Here is a 16,828-nt window from a genome sequence, read left to right as displayed (position 1 = left end):
GTCCTGGACGACCGAAGGTGACCCCGTCCGGCTGCCCGCCACCCTCGTGCAGCCGATGGCCGCTTCCGATGTCGCGGCGGCGGTCGCGAGGACCGCCTCCGGTACTCCGCTGCGGGGCATCCGCGATGTCGCCGGCCCGGACGTCTTCCCTCTGGACGAGCTGGGACGGATCACGTTGGAAGCGCGTCCCGACGGGCGCCATGTGGTCACCGACGACGGGGCGGGCATGTTCGCCGTGGTCACTGGGGATGTACTGATCGCACCGGAGGGCGCCGAGCTGGCCACTACGCACTACCGGGACTGGCTCAGGCTTCAGGGTCCGCGGCGGCAGAGGGCGACGTCCGGGCCGTAAGGGCCGCAACGGCTGGAGCGCGGTGGCTCATGCCGACTCATGTGGGCTCATGGCGGCTCACGGTGGAGGACTGCTCACGGTGGAGGGCTACTGGCCCTTGCCCTTGGGCCTGCTCTTGCTCGGCTGGCTGAAACGCAGCAGATTGCCCGACGGGTCGCGGAAGGCACAGTCGCGTACGCCGTACGGCTGGTCGATCGGCTCCTGGATCACCTCGGCGCCCGAGGCCCGGATGTGTTCGAACGTGGCGTCGCAGTCGGAGGTCGCGAAGACCGCCCGGCTCAGCAGGCCCTTGGCCATCAGATCCGTGAGCGCCTGCTGGTCGGCCTTCGAGGCGTTCGGACTCGCGGTCGGCGGTTCGAGGACGATCTCGACCTCCGGCTGCGACGGTGGGCTGACCGTGACCCAGCGCATTCCCTCGAACGAGATGTCGCTGCGTACGTTCAGCCCGAGCACGTCACGGTAGAACGCGAGTGCCTTGTCGTGGTCGTGAACCGCGAGAAAGCAGTGGGAGAGCGTGATGTCCATGCTGGTCACGCTACGAGCCGACAGCGGGTTTCGCTTCCCCATTCCTGTCTCCGTTCCTGACCGGCCTCGTGAGGATCATGGCGAAGCACGCCGGGATACGGGCCCCGTGCTCATGACTGCGGGCCCGGTACGCGCTGGGGCTCTCGCCGACCAGTTCGGTGAACCGTGAGCTGAACGAGCCCAGCGACGAACACCCGACCGCGAAGCAGACCTCCGTGACGGTGAGATCGCCTCGTCGGAGCAGGGCCTTGGCCCGTTCGATACGGCGGGTCATGAGATAGCTGTACGGCGTCTCGCCGAAGGCGGCGCGGAAGCTGCGGGAGAAGTGGCCAGCCGACATGAGGGCGCCGCGCGCCAGCGCGGGGACGTCAAGAGGCCGCGCGTAGTCGCGGTCCATGGTGTCCCGCGCCCGCCGCAGCCTGACGAGGTCCTCCGGTGTCACCGCCCCAGCATCGCATGCCACCTCAGCCGGCAGGTGGCACTCGCGTGGCTGCTCCTGCGGTCGGCGACGACGGTCCTCATCCCGGGCACCTCTTCCGTGCCCCACCTCCACGAGAACGTCGCCGCGTCCGACCTCCGACTCCCGGCCGACGAGGTGGCACAACTCGACGCCATCGCCGGATAGCGGCGGCGTGCGTGCCATGGACCGGTACGAGGCCGTACGAGGCCCTGAAGGTGCAGGTGCCTCGTCAAGCCCTGACGCCCGTCAAGCCGGGGCGGAGTGACGACATCACTTATCGGTCCGTGAGGTAGGTCCGTGAGAACCTCGGTCAGCTGCCGACGTAGGCCGCGAGGTGCTCGCCGGTGAGGGTGGAGCGGGCGGCGACGAGGTCGGCCGGGGTGCCCTCGAAGACGATCCGGCCGCCGTCGTGGCCGGCGCCGGGGCCGAGGTCGATGATCCAGTCGGCGTGCGCCATGACCGCCTGGTGGTGCTCGACGACGATGACCGACTTGCCGGAGTCGACGAGCCGGTCGAGCAGGCCGAGGAGCTGCTCCACGTCGGCGAGGTGGAGGCCGGTGGTCGGCTCGTCGAGGATGTAGATGCCGCCCTTGTCGGCCATGTGGGTGGCCAGCTTGAGCCGCTGCCGCTCGCCGCCGGACAGCGTGGTGAGCGGCTGGCCGATGTTGAGGTAGCCGAGCCCGACGTCGGCGAGCCGCGTGAGGATGGCGTGCGCCGCCGGCGTGCGCGCCTCGCCGGCGCCGAAGAACTCCTCGGCCTCGGTCACCGACATCGCGAGCACCTCGCTGATGTCCCGGCCGCCGAGGTGGTAGTCCAGCACCGCCGCCTGGAACCGCTTTCCTTCGCACTCCTCGCAGGTGGTGGCGACGCCGGCCATCACCGCCAGATCGGTGTAGATGACGCCGGCGCCGTTGCAGTTGGGGCAGGCGCCCTCGGAGTTGGCGCTGAACAACGCCGGCTTCACGCCGTTGGCCTTCGCGAACGCCTTGCGTATCGGGTCGAGCAGCCCGGTGTACGTCGCCGGATTGCTCCGTCGCGAGCCGCGGATCGCGCCCTGGTCGATCGACACGACAGCCGCGCCGGCGGCCCGGGACTGCTGCGGCAGTGATCCGTGCACGAGCGAGCTCTTGCCGGAGCCGGCGACGCCGGTGACGACGGCGAGCACCCCGAGCGGGATGTCGACGTCGACGTCGCGCAGGTTGTGCGCCGTCGCGCCGCGGATCTCCAGCGCGCCGGTGGGCGTCCGCACCGTCTCCTTGAGGGCGGCCCGGTCGTCGAAATGGCGGCCCGTGATGGTGCCGCCGGTCCGCAGGCCTTCGACGGTGCCCTCGAAGCAGACGGTGCCGCCCGCCGTACCGGCGCCGGGGCCGAGGTCGACGACATGGTCGGCGATCATGATCGTCTCCGGCTTGTGCTCCACGACGAGCACCGTGTTGCCCTTGTCCCGCAGCCGCAGCAGCAGGCTGTTCATCCGCTGGATGTCATGGGGGTGCAGGCCCGTGGTGGGCTCGTCGAAGACGTACGTGGTGTCGGTGAGCGAGGAGCCGAGGTGGCGGATCATCTTGACGCGCTGCGCCTCGCCGCCCGACAGCGTGCCCGCCGGCCGGTCGAGCGAGAGGTAGCCCAGCCCGATCTCCACGAACGAGTCGAGCGTGTGCCCCAGTGTCGTCAGCAGCGGCGCGACGGACGGTTCGGCCAGGCCTCGTACCCACGCGGCCAGGTCGTTGATCTGCATCGCGCAGGCGTCGGCGATGCTGATCCCGCCGATCCGTGACGACCGGGCCGCCTCGCTGAGCCGGGTGCCGTCGCACTCGGGACAGGTGGTGAAGGTGACCGCCCGGTCCACGAACTCCCGGATGTGCGGCTGCATCGCCTCCCGGTCCTTGGCGAGGAACGACTTCTGGATCCGCGGGATCAGCCCTTCGTACGTCATGTTGATGCCCGCGATCTTCATCTTGGTCGGCTCGCGGTGGAGGAAGTCGTGCAGCTCCCTCTTGGTGTACGTACGGATCGGCTTGTCCGGGTCGAAGAGGCCCGACTCGCTGTAGAGCCGGTAGTTCCAGCCGCCCGCCTTGTAGCCGGGGATGGTCATCGCGCCCTCGGAGAGCGACTTGGAGTCGTCGTAGAGCTGGGTGCGGTCGATGTCGGTGACCGAGCCCCGGCCTTCGCAGCGCGGACACATGCCGCCGGTGATGCTGAAGCTGCGCTGCTCCTTCACGGTCTGGCCGGCGCGCTCCAGGGTGACCGCGCCCGCTCCGCTGATCGAGGCGACGTTGAAGGAGAACGCCTTGGGCGAGCCGATGTGCGGCTGCCCGAGCCGGCTGAAGAGGATGCGCAGCATCGCGTTGGCGTCGGTGGCGGTGCCGACCGTGGAGCGGGGATCGGCTCCCATCCGCTGCTGGTCGACGATGATCGCGGTCGTCAGCCCTTCGAGTACGTCGACCTCGGGCCGCGCCAGCGTCGGCATGAAGCCCTGTACGAAGGTGCTGTACGTCTCGTTGATCAGCCGCTGCGACTCCGCGGCGATCGTGCTGAACACCAGCGAGCTCTTGCCCGAGCCGGAGACACCGGTGAACACCGTCAGCCGGCGCTTCGGGATCTCGATGCTGACGTCCTTGAGGTTGTTCACGCGCGCGCCGTGTACGCGGATCAGGTCGTGGCTGTCGGCAACGTGCAGCGCGGGCGCCTGCGTGTCCGTCCTCGTGGCCGTGCTCATCGTGTCTCCATCTGTTGGGCGGGGCATCTGTTGGGCGGGGCCGCCTTCGCGGTCTCCGTCGGCGTTCGTTGCCGGGCTCGATCTGACCAGCTTCGAGCGTACGTGTCCGTACGTCCGGTGCTCTTTACGTCCGGTGCTCTTTCGCTCGGCTCGCGCGCTCAGCTCGCGGTGAGCCGGTGCTCGGTGTCGCGACGACGCCGAGCACGGGAGCGGGAGCGGCGGCGGGGGCGGGGACCGGGACTCATCGGTCCTGGAGCAGCCCGAGGACGTTGCCGTCGGGGTCGGTGACGGTGGCCACCAGACGGCCGCCACCGACGTCGTGCGCGGGCTCCTTCACGGTGGCGCCCGCGGCGGTCACCTCGGCCAGCTTCGCCTCGATGTCCGCTACGTGCCAGTAGGCCACCGGTGAGGTCATGCCCTGCGGTCCACCGCCCGGCACCAGCCCGATGTGCTGGCCCGCGGCCTCGAAGCCGACGTAGTAGGAGTCGTCGTTCTGCGGCGCTACGCCGAGCAGGGCGGCGTACACCTTCTTGGCCGCCGCCAGGTCGGAAACGGGATGCAGCACGGTCTTGATCCCCTGGGTGGAAGAGGCGGAAGCGTCGGTCATGGTCACTCCTTGAAGTCATGGCTCTGGTCCGGATTGTCCGGCTTGTCGTCGGGCCTGAAGGTGAACGGCAAGTCCGGAACAAGTCCGGAATCCGACAGCCCGATCGCGCCGGACGGCGATGCGGTCACGCTAGTGCGGCTCGGTGACCGGCGCTTCTCGATTCCTGATCGGTTGCCGGTCGGCCAGGTCACGTGTTCCGCGACGTACGACGGGACAAGGCCGCCAGACGCGATCCGGAATGCTTCCGTGTCCACGGAGCGAGCTTCCGTGTCCACGGAGCGAGAGAGAAGGGCGGGAGAGCGCATTTATTCCCGGCGTGCGCGGCGGAGGTGGCTCGGCTGCTCGGGACCGAGGACACGGTTCCGGTGCCGGAGAACTGATCCTGCTACCTGGACCGGTCGGAATGGAAAGAGGAGTACCCACTCCTTTCCATGCTCAACGTATAGCGCACCGGGGGGCTTGCGGCAAGACCCGGGTCGTGCCGCAGAATTGCCGGCCGAGGCCAGAACCTGCGGAAATAAGAGATTCGCGAAGTGCGTGTGCTGTTGTTGGCATATGAGCCAACTGCGCGACAAGGCTGGCCGAGAATCAATCTCGTCAATGGGGGGTTTCATGATCGACGTGATCGTTGCCGGCGGCGGACCGACCGGCTTGATGCTGGCCGCCGAGTTGCGGCTGCACGGCGTGCGCGTGCTCGTGCTGGACAAGTTGGCGGAGCCGACCGGGCAGTCCCGCGCGCTCGGCTTGCATGTGCGCAGCGTCGAGGTGATGGACCAGCGTGGTCTGCTGGAGCGGTTCCTCGCGCTCGGCAAGCAGTTCGCGGTCGGCGGTTTCTTCGCCGGCATCGGCAAGCGGTGGCCCGACCGGCTGGACACGGCACATTCGTACGTCCTCGCCATCCCGCAGGTGGTCACCGAGCGCCTGCTGACCGAGCACGTCACCGAGCTCGGCGTTGAGATCCGGCGCGGCTGCGAACTGGTCGGGCTGAGCCAGGACGACGAGGGGGCCGGGGTGACCGCCGAGCTGGCCGACGGCACGCGGCTGCGCTCGCGCTACCTCGTCGGCTGTGACGGTGGCCGCAGCACGGTGCGCAGGCTGCTCGGCGTCGGCTTCCCCGGTGAGCCCAGCAGGGTCGAGACGCTGCTGGGCGAGATGGAGGTGGCCGTGCCCCCGGAGACGCTGGCCGCCGTGGTGGCCGAAGTCCGCAAGACACATATGCGGTTCGGCACCATGCCTCTCGGGGACGGGGCGTACCGCGTCATCGTGCCCGCCGAAGGGGTGGCCGAGGACCGTACGACCGCGCCGGCCTTCGAGGAGTTCAAGCAGCGGCTGCGGGCCTTCGCGGGCACCGACTTCGGTGTGCACTCGCCGCGCTGGCTCTCCCGCTTCGGCGACGCCACCCGGCTGGCCGAGCGCTACCGGACCGGCCGGGTGCTGCTGGCCGGCGACGCGGCGCACATCCACCCGCCGACCGGCGGGCAGGGTCTCAACCTCGGTATCCAGGACGCGTTCAACCTCGGCTGGAAACTGGCCGCCGAGGTCAACGGCTGGGCGCCGGAAGGGCTGTTGGACAGCTACCACACCGAACGGCACCCGGTGGCCGCCGACGTACTGGACAACACCCGCGCACAGATGCAGCTGCTGTCCCCCGAGCCGGGTCCCAGGTCAGTGCGCCGGCTCGTGTCGGAACTGATGGAATTCGAGGACGTGAACCGGTACTTGATCGAGAAGATCACCGCTATCGGGGTCCGCTACGACTTCGGCGAGGGCCACGAACTGCTCGGCCGGCGGATGCGCGACGTGGGGCTGAAGCGAGGCCGCCTCTACGAGCTGATGCACGGCGGCCGAGGACTGCTGCTCGACCAGACCGGCCGGCTCTCGGCGGCGGGCTGGGCCGACCGGATCGACCACATCGTCGACGTCAGCGAGGAACTGGACGCGCCCGCGGTGCTGCTGCGACCGGACGGCCATGTGGCGTGGGCCGGTGAGGATCAGCAGGATCTGCTCAGTCAACTGCCCAAGTGGTTCGGCGCACCCGCCAGCTGAGCACGCAGTCCGCTCGGCGGTGAGCGGACGGCCGGTGGGTTCGAGCTCGATGAACGGGCGCTCACCGACGGGCCTGGCGCGGACGCTGGTCTTCAGGTTGATGGCGCTGGGCGAGTAGACGGGCGGCTCGGCGGTGAGCGTCGGGTCGAGCAGCCTCGCTCACCTGGCTTCGACGCTGCCGCAGGAGAATGGTTCGGAGTGCTCGGGCAAGCGGACGGCCGCCTTTAGGGTGTGCATCGCGGAAGTCCGTCGATCGGCCCGGAGACGCCATGCCCCTGCAGATGAAGTTGAGCGCGATAACACTCGACTGCCCTGATCCGCTGGCTCTGGCGGCGTTCTATCAGCAGGCCACCGGCCTCGAACCCCACCCGAAGTCGGACGCCGACTACGCGGGTCTCAGCCGTGAGGACGGACTCGTCATCGGTTTTCAACGGGTCGACGGCTACCGGGCTCCGCGCTGGCCCGACCAGACCGTTCCCCAGCAGCTTCATATCTGCTTCAAGGTCGGGGAGGACTTGGAGGAGGCCGAGGCACGGCTGCTGGAGCTGGGCGCGGGCAAGCCGGATCACCAGCCTCATGGGGCCAGGGCGCGGGTTCTCACCGATCCGGCCGGGCATCCCTTCTGCATCGTCAGAGGCTGATGGGTGGGTTCGGGAGGCTTCGATCTGTCTCGCCGTAGACCATCGCGACTTCGTCGGAGCAGCGAATTCCACGGCGTTCGCTTCAATCGGGCGGTCCGCCCAGCCGTGCCCGGACGGCGTCCAGGTGATCCGAAGGTCAGCGGGCACAGCCACTCACCTCGCGAGGAAACGCCGGACGTCGGCTGCGAAGGCCGACATCTGCTCACCGGCTTCCAGCCACGTGGTCACCGAGGAGCTCCAGCCGCCGGCGGCCAAGGCCATATCCGGTCGACTGCGCTTCTGGGCTGCGGCGGATCGTTTCCGGTTCGCCGTGGCTTACCGCAGGACGGGGAGGTTGGCGGAGGTGTACTCGTCCGCGATGTCGAAAACGCTGGCGCAGCGCGGGCATTCGGCCTTGCCGAAGAGATAGGTGATTCCGTCGGCGAGCGTTCCTTGCCCGTCTCGGACGACGGTCTCGTACATCCATCGGCCGGTGCCGGACAGTTCATCGGGGGCCGCACGCCGCAGGTCGCGCTGGTCGATGTCTCCCAGGTTCCAGTCCCGGATCGCCGAATAGCGTCCGTGGTCTCCGATGGCGATCGTCATGTCCACGGCACAGTGGGGGCAGGGCAGGTGGTAAAAGTCGTCCGTGAAGTCCCCCAGAACGGCTGCCCAGTGGTACTGCTCCGCGACGGCGAGCAGCGCGAGAAACGTCTCCAGGTAGTCGATCGGCCGTGATCGCAGGTGTCGGTCCAGCAGCGCCCGGAACTCCGTGATCGCACTGGCGCAGTTCGCCAGCAGGTGGTCGCAGCCGTGGTGTCCTGCCGCGCGCCGGATGATCGAGCCGGCCAGCCCGCGCGCCCGCGAGCTCCTCGCCGCGAGACGTACCAGGCAGGGGAGGGAGGCAAAGCTCGCGGGGAACACCAGGTCCTGTTCGAGGACCAACCGGTGGTCCAGCTCATCCCACGCTTCGGCGTCGTCCTCGCGCTTCACCCGCTCCAGAAGCTCAGGGACGCGACCGACTTCCATGCGGCAGTCGTGCATCTGTGTCACGGAAACCTCAAGGGGGCCGTCGGAGGAACAGAGGACGGGCCGGGCGCGGAGGGCCCCGGGGGCGAGGTCCTGGACGTCGTGGCCCCAAGCGCGCAGACCGTCGATCACGCATGTCCTGTGCCGGTGGTCGGTGCTCGTGGCGAGGAGCTTGTGTGCGAGTGGTACAAGCTCAACCCGGACATCTTCGAGGGTGGGGTCCTCCGCGAGGGGAATGGCGGCGGCCAGAGCGGCGTGGCGCACGTCGGAGTCCTCATCGTGGAGGAATACAGCCACGGCACGGAAGAGCACAGGGCGCATGGCGCGCACGCGTTCCATGTGCGGGTTTTCGAAGCCGTAACGCCTGGTGATCTCCAGGCACTCGTCGTTGGTGTCGAGCGCAAGGAGATGCAGCCAGTCCAGCAGCGCTGCGCGCAGCGGAAGTTGCTGTGGCTCCCGGCGGTGGCGCTGCTGGAGCGCGTATGTGCCGACCTCGGTGGTTCTCGAGTCGGACAAGATCGCGGCGATGTACAGGGCAGCAGGTGGCGTGGCCGGGTAAATGGTGTTCTGGTGGCGCACTGGCTCCAGACCGTGCTCAAGGGCCCGGGCTCGGACTGAAGGATCCGGGTGACGGAGTGCGGCCAGCGCGGCAGGGATGTCCTCGGCGGCCCCTCTTGCATGATCCAGAACGGCCCAATCGGTGTCGCGGAGCAGCGCCTCGGGCTCGGGCAGGCCAGCCGCAGCCGAATCGTCCGGATGATTGTTTCCGATTGCCACCGACGAAGGCTACGCCGACCGCCGGAACTCGGGCCGACCAACTGCCGGTCAAGGTCGTCTCGCTCAAGTCCGGGCAAACGGTCTTCTTGGTCAGATGTGGAGTTCGGACGGGAAGCCGGTCCAGCGCAGGCCTGCGGGCAGGTGCCGCATGTCGTTGCAGAAAAGCACGGAGGACGGCTTGCCAGGTGCGTAGCGGATGGCCGTCAGAGCCGCGTTGCCGTGGTTGAGGCCCATCCAGCGCCACTTGGGCGCGTCGAGGGCGTCCCGGATCAGCCAGCCGATGAGGAAGTTGTGCGTGACAACCAGTTCATGACGGGGGCGATCCGCGTCGACGGGACCTGTGAATTCTGCAAGTGCCTCCCGGGCGAGCGCCGACCCACGGCTGCTCTCCTCTTCCGGAACCTGGGCGAGGAAGCTGAGCATGGCGTCGGCCGAGTCCGGTGGCAGCTCTTCCTTCGTAGGCAGGTAGGGGACGTAGTCGCCGGCCAGTGCCGACTGGTGCAGTGGGACGGCGTCAAGTTGTGCGCTGATCAGCTGGGCCGTCTGCTGCGCCCGAGGCAGCGGCCCGTGGCAGATCGCCGAAAGTGGGGTGCTCCGGAGCCGTTCACCGAGCAGAACGGCTTGGCGTCGGCCGCTTTCCGTCAGGGTCGTCTCATCTGCTGACGCTTCACCGTGCCGGGCGAGGTAGAGGTATCGAGTGGCTGCGCCTGTCATGTCCCGGGCCTCCGCCGTAATCCGTGATCTTGTATGTCAGGGAGGGACGCTGAACTCTTTGTGCATAGTTCCGTCCGGCTGAGACAGGACAACGATGGTGAAGTCGGCCCGGGGCGCGGTGCTGGTCTTTCGACCGGCCCGTTTCCCCGGAGCCGCTTCCCGAACCGGGCATGCGACTTGGCACCGCACCCGGCTCTCCACAAGCCCCGAGGGCTTCATGGTGGTTGTCCTTATCCCGTGGTGTCCCAGGGAGTGGGAATCGCCATGCCCCGGTAGCGGTAGCGAGTGGTGCCCACCGTGATGGGGTTGAACAACTCCCTGTTCTCACTGGCCCACCAAGATCTGCGACCGGCTCCGATGCAGATGTCGTCAGTTCCGTCTCGGTGAGGGCAGAGGCAGTTCACCGTGCGTGTGCTGGGGAACGCTGGGGTATCTGCCGTGACGGCGGAGCCGGTGGAGGCGGCGTTGAGCTTCAACGATCTCGGGCGCTTTCGCCACGCTGCACTGACCGGTTGAAAGGATCTCGACGCTTCGCTCGAAGCACGAATCGTAGGCGGTGTCACTGCCTGTCCACCGGCGGTGCTTGACGCAGAGCAGTCACATCGATCAGTCACAGTTACGTAGAACACTATTGCAAGCATGCGCTTGCAATAGTTAGCGGGCGGGCGCAGTATGGGGGTATGGCATCACTCAACGTCGGCAATCTCGGTGAGTATCTGCGTGAGCAGCGGCGCAGTGCGCAGTTGTCGTTGCGGCAGCTTGCCGATGCCGCCGGGGTGTCCAATCCGTATCTGAGCCAGATCGAGCGCGGGCTGCGCAAGCCGAGTGCGGATATTTTGCAGCAGCTCGCCAAGGCGCTGCGGATCTCTGCCGAGACGCTGTATGTGCAGGCCGGGATGTTGGACGAGCGAGGGCGGGAGGAGCTGGAGACGCGTGCCGTCATCCTCGCCGACCCCTCGATAAACGAGCGGCAGAAGCAGGTGCTGCTCCAGATCTACGAGTCGTTCCGCAAGGAGAACGCGCTCGACGCGGAGAGCGCAGAAGGTACGGAGAGTACGGACGGTACGGAGACCACGGAGCGGGCGGCCGGTGCGGATGCCGCCGCTGCCGGGGGTCCCACGGCCGACGGCAGTGCTGCCACTCCACCCGCAACACCCTCACACTGAACTGATCCGGGAGGACACCAGTCATGGCCATCGTGGATGACCTGCGCAAGACCCTCACCGACCCGACGCCTCTCTACTTCGCGGCCGGCACCGCCGACATCGCCGTCGAGCAGGCCAAGAAGGTGCCGGGCCTGATCGAGCAGTTCCGGGCCGAGGCTCCGGGGCGGCTGGAGGCCGTACGCAACTCCGACCCCAAGGCCGTGCAGGACAAGGTCACCATCCAGGCCCGGGAGGCCCAGGCGACCGTGCAGGCCAAGGTCAGCGAGGTGTTCGGCTCGCTGGACACCGATCTGAAGAAGCTGGGCGAGAGCGCCCAGGACCTGGCGATGCGGAGCCTGGGCATGGCCGCCGAGTACGCCGTACGGGCGCGGGAGACATACGAGAAGGTCGCCGAGCGCGGCGAGCAGACCGTACGGACCTGGCGCGGCGAGAGCGCCGAGCAGATCACCGAGATCGCCGTCGCCGTCGAGCCCGAGCCGAAGCGCGAGCCCAGGACGCACGAGTCCAGGACGCAGTCGAAGACCGCGTCCCGGCCGGCGCCGAAGAGCGAGCCGAAGGCCGCGCCGAGGCACAGCGAGACGAAGGCCGCGCCCAAGCCCGCCACGGCCAAGAGCACCACCGCCGCCAAGCCGGTCACGACCACGGCCGCGGCCAAGAAGACCGCCCCGCGCAAGACGACGCCGGCCAAGAAGAGCACTCCGCCGTCCGCCAAGTGAGCAGGGCGACCCGTCAAGCAAGCCGAGCGCCGGCGGCGGGCGGTCCCGAAGCGTAACGGGCCGGGCACCTCACGGGTGTCCGGTCCGTTGTCCAGGTACCTTGGCGTACGGGCCGCGAGGTATTTCATCCACCCAGCGGGTCATCCCATCAGGTCGTCCCACCGGGTCATCCACCTACCAGGCAGGCGGTGTCAGCATGTTGCTCTCGGGTTTCGGCACATTCCTCTGGCTGCTCAATCTGGCGATGCTCGCCCTCGCCGTCGTCGCGCTGTTCCTCTCCGCGACGGCCCGTGAGGACGCCTATCGGGCCGCCGACAAGCAGACCAAGAAGTTCTGGCTCATCATCCTGGGGATCACGGTCGCCGTGAACCTCCTCGTGCCGATGCTGTTCCTCCAGATCGCCGGGCTGGTCGCCACGATCGTCTTCATGGTCGACGTACGGCCCGCCATCCACCAGATCTCCGGCGGCGGACGCCGTGGCGGCGGTTCCAGCAGCGACGGTCCCTACGGTCCGTACAACGGCGGGCGCTGAGACGGCAAAGGCCGAGGCAGCAAGCTGAGGCAGCAAAGGCTCACGCGCCGCCGCGGCCCAGCAGCAGCACCGCCACATCGTCGGTCAGTTCGCCGCCGTTCAGCTCCCGCGCCTGAGCGACCGCCGACTCCAGCAGATCGTCGCCGGTCAGCCCGCGCGCGAGCTGCGCGTTGATCATCTCGACCATGCCCTCCTGGCCGAGACGCCGCGTGGCGCCGGGCGCCGCCCGGCCCTCGATCAGGCCGTCCGTGTACAGCATCAGCCCCCATGACGCGCCCAGCTCCACCTGCCTGCGCGGCCAGCGCGCCCGCGGCAGCAGTCCCAGGGCAGGGCCGCCCTCCTCCTCGTACGGGAGCAAGTGCGCCGCCCGCCCCTTCCGTGTGATCAGCGGCGAGGGATGACCGGCCAGACAGAGCCCGGCCCGCCGTCCGTCCGGCGTGATGTCGACCGTACAGAGCGTCGCGAAGATCTCCTCGCTCTCCCGCTCGTGCTCCAGCACCTGCTGGAGCGTGGAGAGCAGCCGGTCGCCGCAGAGTCCCGCCAGCGTCAGCGCGCGCCAGGCGATCCGCAGCTCCACGCCGAGCGCCGCCTCGTCGGGCCCATGGCCGCAGACGTCGCCGATCATCACATGGACCGTGCCGTCCGGCGTACGGACCGTGTCGTAGAAGTCGCCGCCGAGCAGGGCCCGCGATCTGCCGGGCCGGTAGTGGGCGGCGAAGGTCAGATCCGAGCCCTGGAGCAGCGGAGTGGGCAGCAGACCACGCTCCAGCCGCGCGTTCTCCTGTGCGCGCAGCCGGGACTCGGTGAGCTGGCGCTGTGCGATGTCCGCCCGCTTGCGCTCGACCGCGTACCGGATGGCACGGCTCAGCAGCCGCCCGTCCAGTTCGCCGCGGAAGAGATAGTCCTGCGCACCGGCCCGTACGGCGCCCGCCGCGCGCTCGACATCTCCCTCCGCCGCCAGGGCGAGTACGGCATGGCGAGGCGCGAGCCGCAGTACGCGTTTGAGCGGGGCCAGATCGTCGCTGTCGCCGGAGCCGGGAAGGGCGAGGTCCACCAGGATGCAGTCGATGTCGTCCGTGAGCAGCCGCTCGGCCTCGGTGAGATTACGGGCCGTACGGATCCGGACGCGGGTCCCGGCGCCCTCCGGCAGCTCCGGACCCGTGAACGTGCCCGCCGGGTCGTCGTCGATCACCAGCAGCGTGAGATCGCCGCCCTCGGTGGTCTTGCCGCCTTTGGAGCCTTTGGCGGTCTCGCTGCTCTCTGCGGTCTCGTCGCTTCCTGTGGTCGCGGCGCTCTCGGCGGCGGGCCGCCTCTCCACGGTCGAACCTGTGCGCTGGTGCGGTACGGGTACCGGTACGGGTGCCGACATCGGTCTGGGTTTCCTTCCCTCCCCCCGAGGGCGCGGGTGGCACGACGATCGACGTTCCACCAGACGGGGACCATAGCGGTAGCTCCCGCCCCAGTGGAATGGCATAAGGATGAAGAGCCACCGTCATATGCCGCCTGCCACACCGCATCCGTCGCGATTCGGGCATCGGTGGCCATGACATACATCACGTATGGCCTGGCCGCCGCTCCCTCCGCCACACGTGGAGCGTGCGGGGCAGACCAGTGGAACGGCCATGGAACACCCGTCAAGCGCCCATGAAGCAGCCGTGAGGCGGCCTTGGTTCACGCGTGAGACCACACGCATGTATGACCTCGTACATACGAGGTCATACATGGTCGTACGAGGCCATAGGAGGCCATGTATACGTGTGCGGGGTCGTACGAGGGCATATGCGTACGGGATCTACTTGTCCGGGGGATCTACTGGTCCGGGCGTACGACTCCGAGGATCTCCATCGAGCCCGCGCCCGCCAGCGTCACATTCCGCCCTGGCCTCGGCGCGTGCACGATCGCGCCGTCGCCGATGTACATCGCCACATGACTGGCGTCCTGGTGGTAGATGATCAGATCGCCGGGCCGCATATCCTTCACCGCGATCCTCGGCAGCAGCCGCCACTGCTCCTGCGAGGTGCGCGGGATGGGCCGGCCGGCCGCCGCCCACGCCTGTGAGGTCAGCCCTGAGCAGTCGTACGAGGACGGTCCCTCCGCGCCCCAGACGTACGGCTTGCCGATCTGCGCCGTCGCGAAGGCGATCGCCTTCCTGCCCACCGCGCTCGCCTGGCGGTTGATGTCCGTGACCGCGCCCGAGCCCAGCCAGGCGGACTGAGCCCTGAACGCGGCGTCGCTCTCCAACTGCGCCAGCCGCGCCCGTTCCTCCTTCTCCAGGCTCGCCTCAAGCTTCTTGGCGGCGGAGATCTGCTTGGTGATCTCCTTCTTCGCCTTCTGCTTCTTGACGCGGTTGGCTTCGAGCTGCTCCCACTGCGTGCTCGCGTCCACGGTGTAGGCCTTCAAGTCCTCCTGCGCCGTGGTGAGTTCGGCGATGAGGTCCTTGGTGGCCTTCTGGCCCTGCTGTATTCGTCCGACGCCGTCCAGGAAGAGCTGCGGATCGTCGGTGAGGATGAGCTGCGCCTCGGGCGGCAGCCCACCGCTGCGGTACTGCGCGCGGGCCGCGGCGCCCGCCTGGTCCTTGAGCGCGTCGATCCGCAACTGGCCCTGCACGAGGTCCTCGGCCAGCGAGACGACCTCGGCGGACTGCTTCTCGGTCTGCTCGTCGGCGAGGTTGTACGCGTCGGTCGCGGACGCGGCCTTCTGGTAGAGACGGTCTATCTCTTTGCGTACGTCGTCGAGGGACTTCCCGTCCCGCGTGACCGCGCCTCCGGTGACCGACGAGACGCCCGGCGGGAGTTCGACCGGCGGCGGAGGAACGGCGGGCGGCGACGGCGCGTTGAGAGCGGCCGGCGCGGCGTTGGGAAACACCGGCGCGGGAGGCGGCATCGGCGCCGCGTACGCGTGGTTCAGCAGATCCGGCGACGCCAGGACGGCCAGGGCGCACACCACGGTGATCGCGGCAGCGGCACTGCGACGTCGGTTCACAAGCTCCCCCTCCGAACCAGCCGGGCCCGCCCGCCCAGTTGGTCTAAAACGGCTCAAAACGCGCTTTCATCGCCTAGCCGACTTACCGTCAGCAAGTGCTGTCGTCGTCGCGATCGTGTCATGTCCTCCGGCAAAGGGACAGAGGGGTCCCGCACCTCACAGGACTCATTCACCCCACTGTGGACGAACGGGCACCCAATGGTGTTCCCGTGGTCACATCCGGTTGCCCGGACCACCCGAACGAGGCACCGGCACCACGGCAGAACCGGACCTGGACCCGGCCTTTGATCCGGCACCGGCACCGGCACCGGCACCGGACCGAGGCGCCAGCGCCGCCCACTCCACCGTCACCTCGCCCTGCCGCCACCGGCGCGCGTCGTCCACGAGCGGCCAGCCGGCCGCCAGTTCCCGTACGGACCTGACCCAGCGCTGCCGAGCGCCGAGCGACGCGTACGGAGCCGCCGCCGCCCACGCCCGGTCGAAGTCGCGCAGGAACGCGTGGACCGGCTCGCCCGGCACATTGCGATGGATCAGCGCCTTGGGCAGCCGTTCCGCCAGATCGGACGGCCGGTCGAGCGAGCCGAGCCGCGTCGCGAAAGTGACCGAACGCGGTCCCTCCGGGCCGAGCGCCACCCAGACATGCCGCCGGCCGATCTCGTCGCACGTGCCCTCCACCAGCAGCCCGTCCGGCGCGAGCCGCGCACACAGCCGCGCCCAGACCGCGGCGACCTCGCCCTCCTCGTACTGCCGCAGCACATTGGCCGCCCGTACGAGCACGGGCCGTACGCCGTCGCCGCCGTCCAGCGGCAGCTCGAAGCCGCCGTGCCGGAAGCGGAGCCCGTCACGCTCGTACGGGAGGGCGGCGGCGACCCGGGCCGGCTCGATCTCGATCCCGACGACCTCGGTCCGGGGATCGGCCGTACGCAGCCGCCGCAGCAGCTCGACCGCGGTCCAGGGCGCGGCTCCGTACCCGAGATCCACCACGACGGGCGCGCTCGCCGAGCGGCGGAGGGCCGGTCCGTGTACGGCGGTGATCCAGCGGTCCATACGGCGCAGCCGGTTCTGGTGTGTGGTACCGCGCGTCACGGTGCCCACCGGGCGGGACGGGCTCGACGGGCGGGACGAGCGGGACGGCGGGACCGGGGGCACCATGGGACGAGGGTAACGACATGCCGTAACGGCGGGACGTACGGCGAGGGCACGACGTACGACCTACGACCTACGACCTACGGCGACGGCGACGCCGACGGCCGCGCACACGACAACGGCGCAGCGCACACCGCTTCCCGAGGGTTGAGCCGCTCAACCCACCCGAGGGTTGAGCCATTCACCCCCTGAGGGTTGAGCCGTTCACCGTAATGATTTGGCAAAGTGGAAATGGCGGCGGAAATGCAGGAGCCCATTCCGCTGTTGAGGGCCTCGGAGGGACCGCACACCCTTCTCTTCGCCGTGCCCCGAGCGGCTCCCCGAGCGAGAGGCCGTAGACGTGAGCCAGTACGTGTCCCGTATCGCCGGCACGTTCACAGGACCGGCTCGACCGCCCCGTCTCCGCCTCCCCGGCCAGCACCGCCGGCCACGGCGGATCG

17 protein-coding genes and 1 pseudogene are annotated in these 16,828 nt (G+C 68.9%); 7 read left to right on the top strand and 11 right to left on the bottom strand.

Translation table 11 applies throughout. The features are described from left to right. Positions 1-352: pseudogene (locus tag GA0115259_RS05770) on the top strand (LysR family transcriptional regulator); the annotation flags it as partial. Positions 353-439: 87 nt separating this feature from the next. Here GA0115259_RS05770 and GA0115259_RS05765 read toward each other — a convergent pair. Beyond that, on the bottom strand, positions 440-877 hold the full coding sequence (locus GA0115259_RS05765; RefSeq protein WP_093591809.1) for a VOC family protein: 438 nt from the start codon (positions 875-877) through the stop codon (positions 440-442). 10 nt (positions 878-887) lie between these two features. Further along, entirely contained in the window at positions 888-1,319 is a 432-nt protein-coding gene (locus tag GA0115259_RS05760) for a helix-turn-helix transcriptional regulator (RefSeq protein ID WP_218104199.1), read from the bottom strand. A gap of 33 nt (positions 1,320-1,352) precedes the next feature. Between GA0115259_RS05760 and GA0115259_RS41090 the strand changes: the two genes are divergently transcribed. After that, positions 1,353-1,502: an aldo/keto reductase gene (locus GA0115259_RS41090; RefSeq protein WP_370747401.1), complete on the top strand. Its 150-nt coding sequence runs from the start codon at positions 1,353-1,355 to the stop codon at positions 1,500-1,502. A 145-nt stretch (positions 1,503-1,647) separates the two neighbouring features. On the opposite strand, the gene GA0115259_RS05750 is transcribed toward GA0115259_RS41090, so the two are convergent. From GA0115259_RS05750 to GA0115259_RS41535, 3 genes are all read right to left on the bottom strand, one after another. After that, positions 1,648-4,053 carry an ATP-binding cassette domain-containing protein gene (locus tag GA0115259_RS05750; RefSeq protein WP_093591794.1) on the bottom strand — a complete coding sequence of 802 codons (2,406 nt, stop codon included), beginning with the start codon at positions 4,051-4,053 and terminating at the stop codon, positions 1,648-1,650. A gap of 241 nt (positions 4,054-4,294) precedes the next feature. Then, positions 4,295-4,660, bottom strand: coding sequence for a VOC family protein (locus tag GA0115259_RS05745; protein ID WP_093591791.1), 366 nt, complete (start codon positions 4,658-4,660; stop codon positions 4,295-4,297). Between the two features lie 2 nt (positions 4,661-4,662). Continuing rightward, complete coding sequence (locus GA0115259_RS41535) at positions 4,663-4,788, bottom strand: hypothetical protein (RefSeq protein ID WP_256097919.1); 126 nt, start codon at positions 4,786-4,788, stop codon at positions 4,663-4,665. Between the two features lie 484 nt (positions 4,789-5,272). On the opposite strand from GA0115259_RS41535, the gene rox reads away from it, so the two are divergent. Then, positions 5,273-6,706: a rifampin monooxygenase gene (gene rox, locus GA0115259_RS05740; protein ID WP_093591806.1), complete on the top strand. Its 1,434-nt coding sequence runs from the start codon at positions 5,273-5,275 to the stop codon at positions 6,704-6,706. Positions 6,707-6,975: 269 nt separating this feature from the next. Further along, positions 6,976-7,347, top strand: coding sequence for a VOC family protein (locus tag GA0115259_RS05735; protein WP_093591788.1), 372 nt, complete (start codon positions 6,976-6,978; stop codon positions 7,345-7,347). A gap of 153 nt (positions 7,348-7,500) precedes the next feature. Here the strand turns inward: GA0115259_RS05735 and GA0115259_RS41530 are convergent, their stop codons facing one another. The 3 genes from GA0115259_RS41530 to GA0115259_RS05720 all read right to left on the bottom strand — a co-directional run bounded on the left by GA0115259_RS41530 (position 7,501) and on the right by GA0115259_RS05720 (position 9,846). Then, entirely contained in the window at positions 7,501-7,608 is a 108-nt protein-coding gene (locus tag GA0115259_RS41530; RefSeq protein WP_237539789.1) for a DUF6228 family protein, read from the bottom strand. A gap of 54 nt (positions 7,609-7,662) precedes the next feature. Then, complete coding sequence (locus GA0115259_RS05725) at positions 7,663-8,871, bottom strand: hypothetical protein (RefSeq protein WP_141716461.1); 1,209 nt, start codon at positions 8,869-8,871, stop codon at positions 7,663-7,665. Between the two features lie 351 nt (positions 8,872-9,222). Then, a complete protein-coding gene (locus GA0115259_RS05720) occupies positions 9,223-9,846 on the bottom strand; it encodes a histidine phosphatase family protein (protein WP_093591782.1) in 624 nt (207 codons plus the stop codon). Between the two features lie 680 nt (positions 9,847-10,526). On the opposite strand from GA0115259_RS05720, the gene GA0115259_RS05710 reads away from it, so the two are divergent. From GA0115259_RS05710 to GA0115259_RS05700, 3 genes are all read left to right on the top strand, one after another. Next, positions 10,527-11,012, top strand: a complete 486-nt coding sequence (locus GA0115259_RS05710) for a helix-turn-helix domain-containing protein (protein ID WP_093591776.1) — start codon at positions 10,527-10,529, stop codon at positions 11,010-11,012. A 23-nt stretch (positions 11,013-11,035) separates the two neighbouring features. Beyond that, positions 11,036-11,728 (top strand): hypothetical protein, encoded by a 693-nt coding sequence (locus GA0115259_RS05705; protein WP_093591773.1) that lies wholly within the window; start codon positions 11,036-11,038, stop codon positions 11,726-11,728. A gap of 196 nt (positions 11,729-11,924) precedes the next feature. Next, positions 11,925-12,260 (top strand): DUF2516 family protein, encoded by a 336-nt coding sequence (locus tag GA0115259_RS05700; protein WP_066951427.1) that lies wholly within the window; start codon positions 11,925-11,927, stop codon positions 12,258-12,260. Between the two features lie 40 nt (positions 12,261-12,300). Here GA0115259_RS05700 and GA0115259_RS05695 read toward each other — a convergent pair whose 3' ends face one another. From GA0115259_RS05695 to GA0115259_RS05685, 3 genes are all read right to left on the bottom strand, one after another. Further along, entirely contained in the window at positions 12,301-13,629 is a 1,329-nt protein-coding gene (locus tag GA0115259_RS05695; protein ID WP_093591770.1) for a PP2C family protein-serine/threonine phosphatase, read from the bottom strand. Positions 13,630-14,069: 440 nt separating this feature from the next. After that, positions 14,070-15,242 carry a C40 family peptidase gene (locus GA0115259_RS05690; RefSeq protein WP_176732442.1) on the bottom strand — a complete coding sequence of 391 codons (1,173 nt, stop codon included), beginning with the start codon at positions 15,240-15,242 and terminating at the stop codon, positions 14,070-14,072. 213 nt (positions 15,243-15,455) lie between these two features. Beyond that, a complete protein-coding gene (locus GA0115259_RS05685) occupies positions 15,456-16,394 on the bottom strand; it encodes a class I SAM-dependent methyltransferase (RefSeq protein ID WP_237539788.1) in 939 nt (312 codons plus the stop codon). Positions 16,395-16,828: the final 434 nt, after the last annotated feature.

Origin of the sequence: Streptomyces sp. MnatMP-M17 (genome assembly GCF_900091995.1) — a bacterium.
Classification (GTDB): domain Bacteria; phylum Actinomycetota; class Actinomycetes; order Streptomycetales; family Streptomycetaceae; genus Streptomyces.
This window is presented reverse-complemented; position numbering and strand designations above follow the sequence as displayed.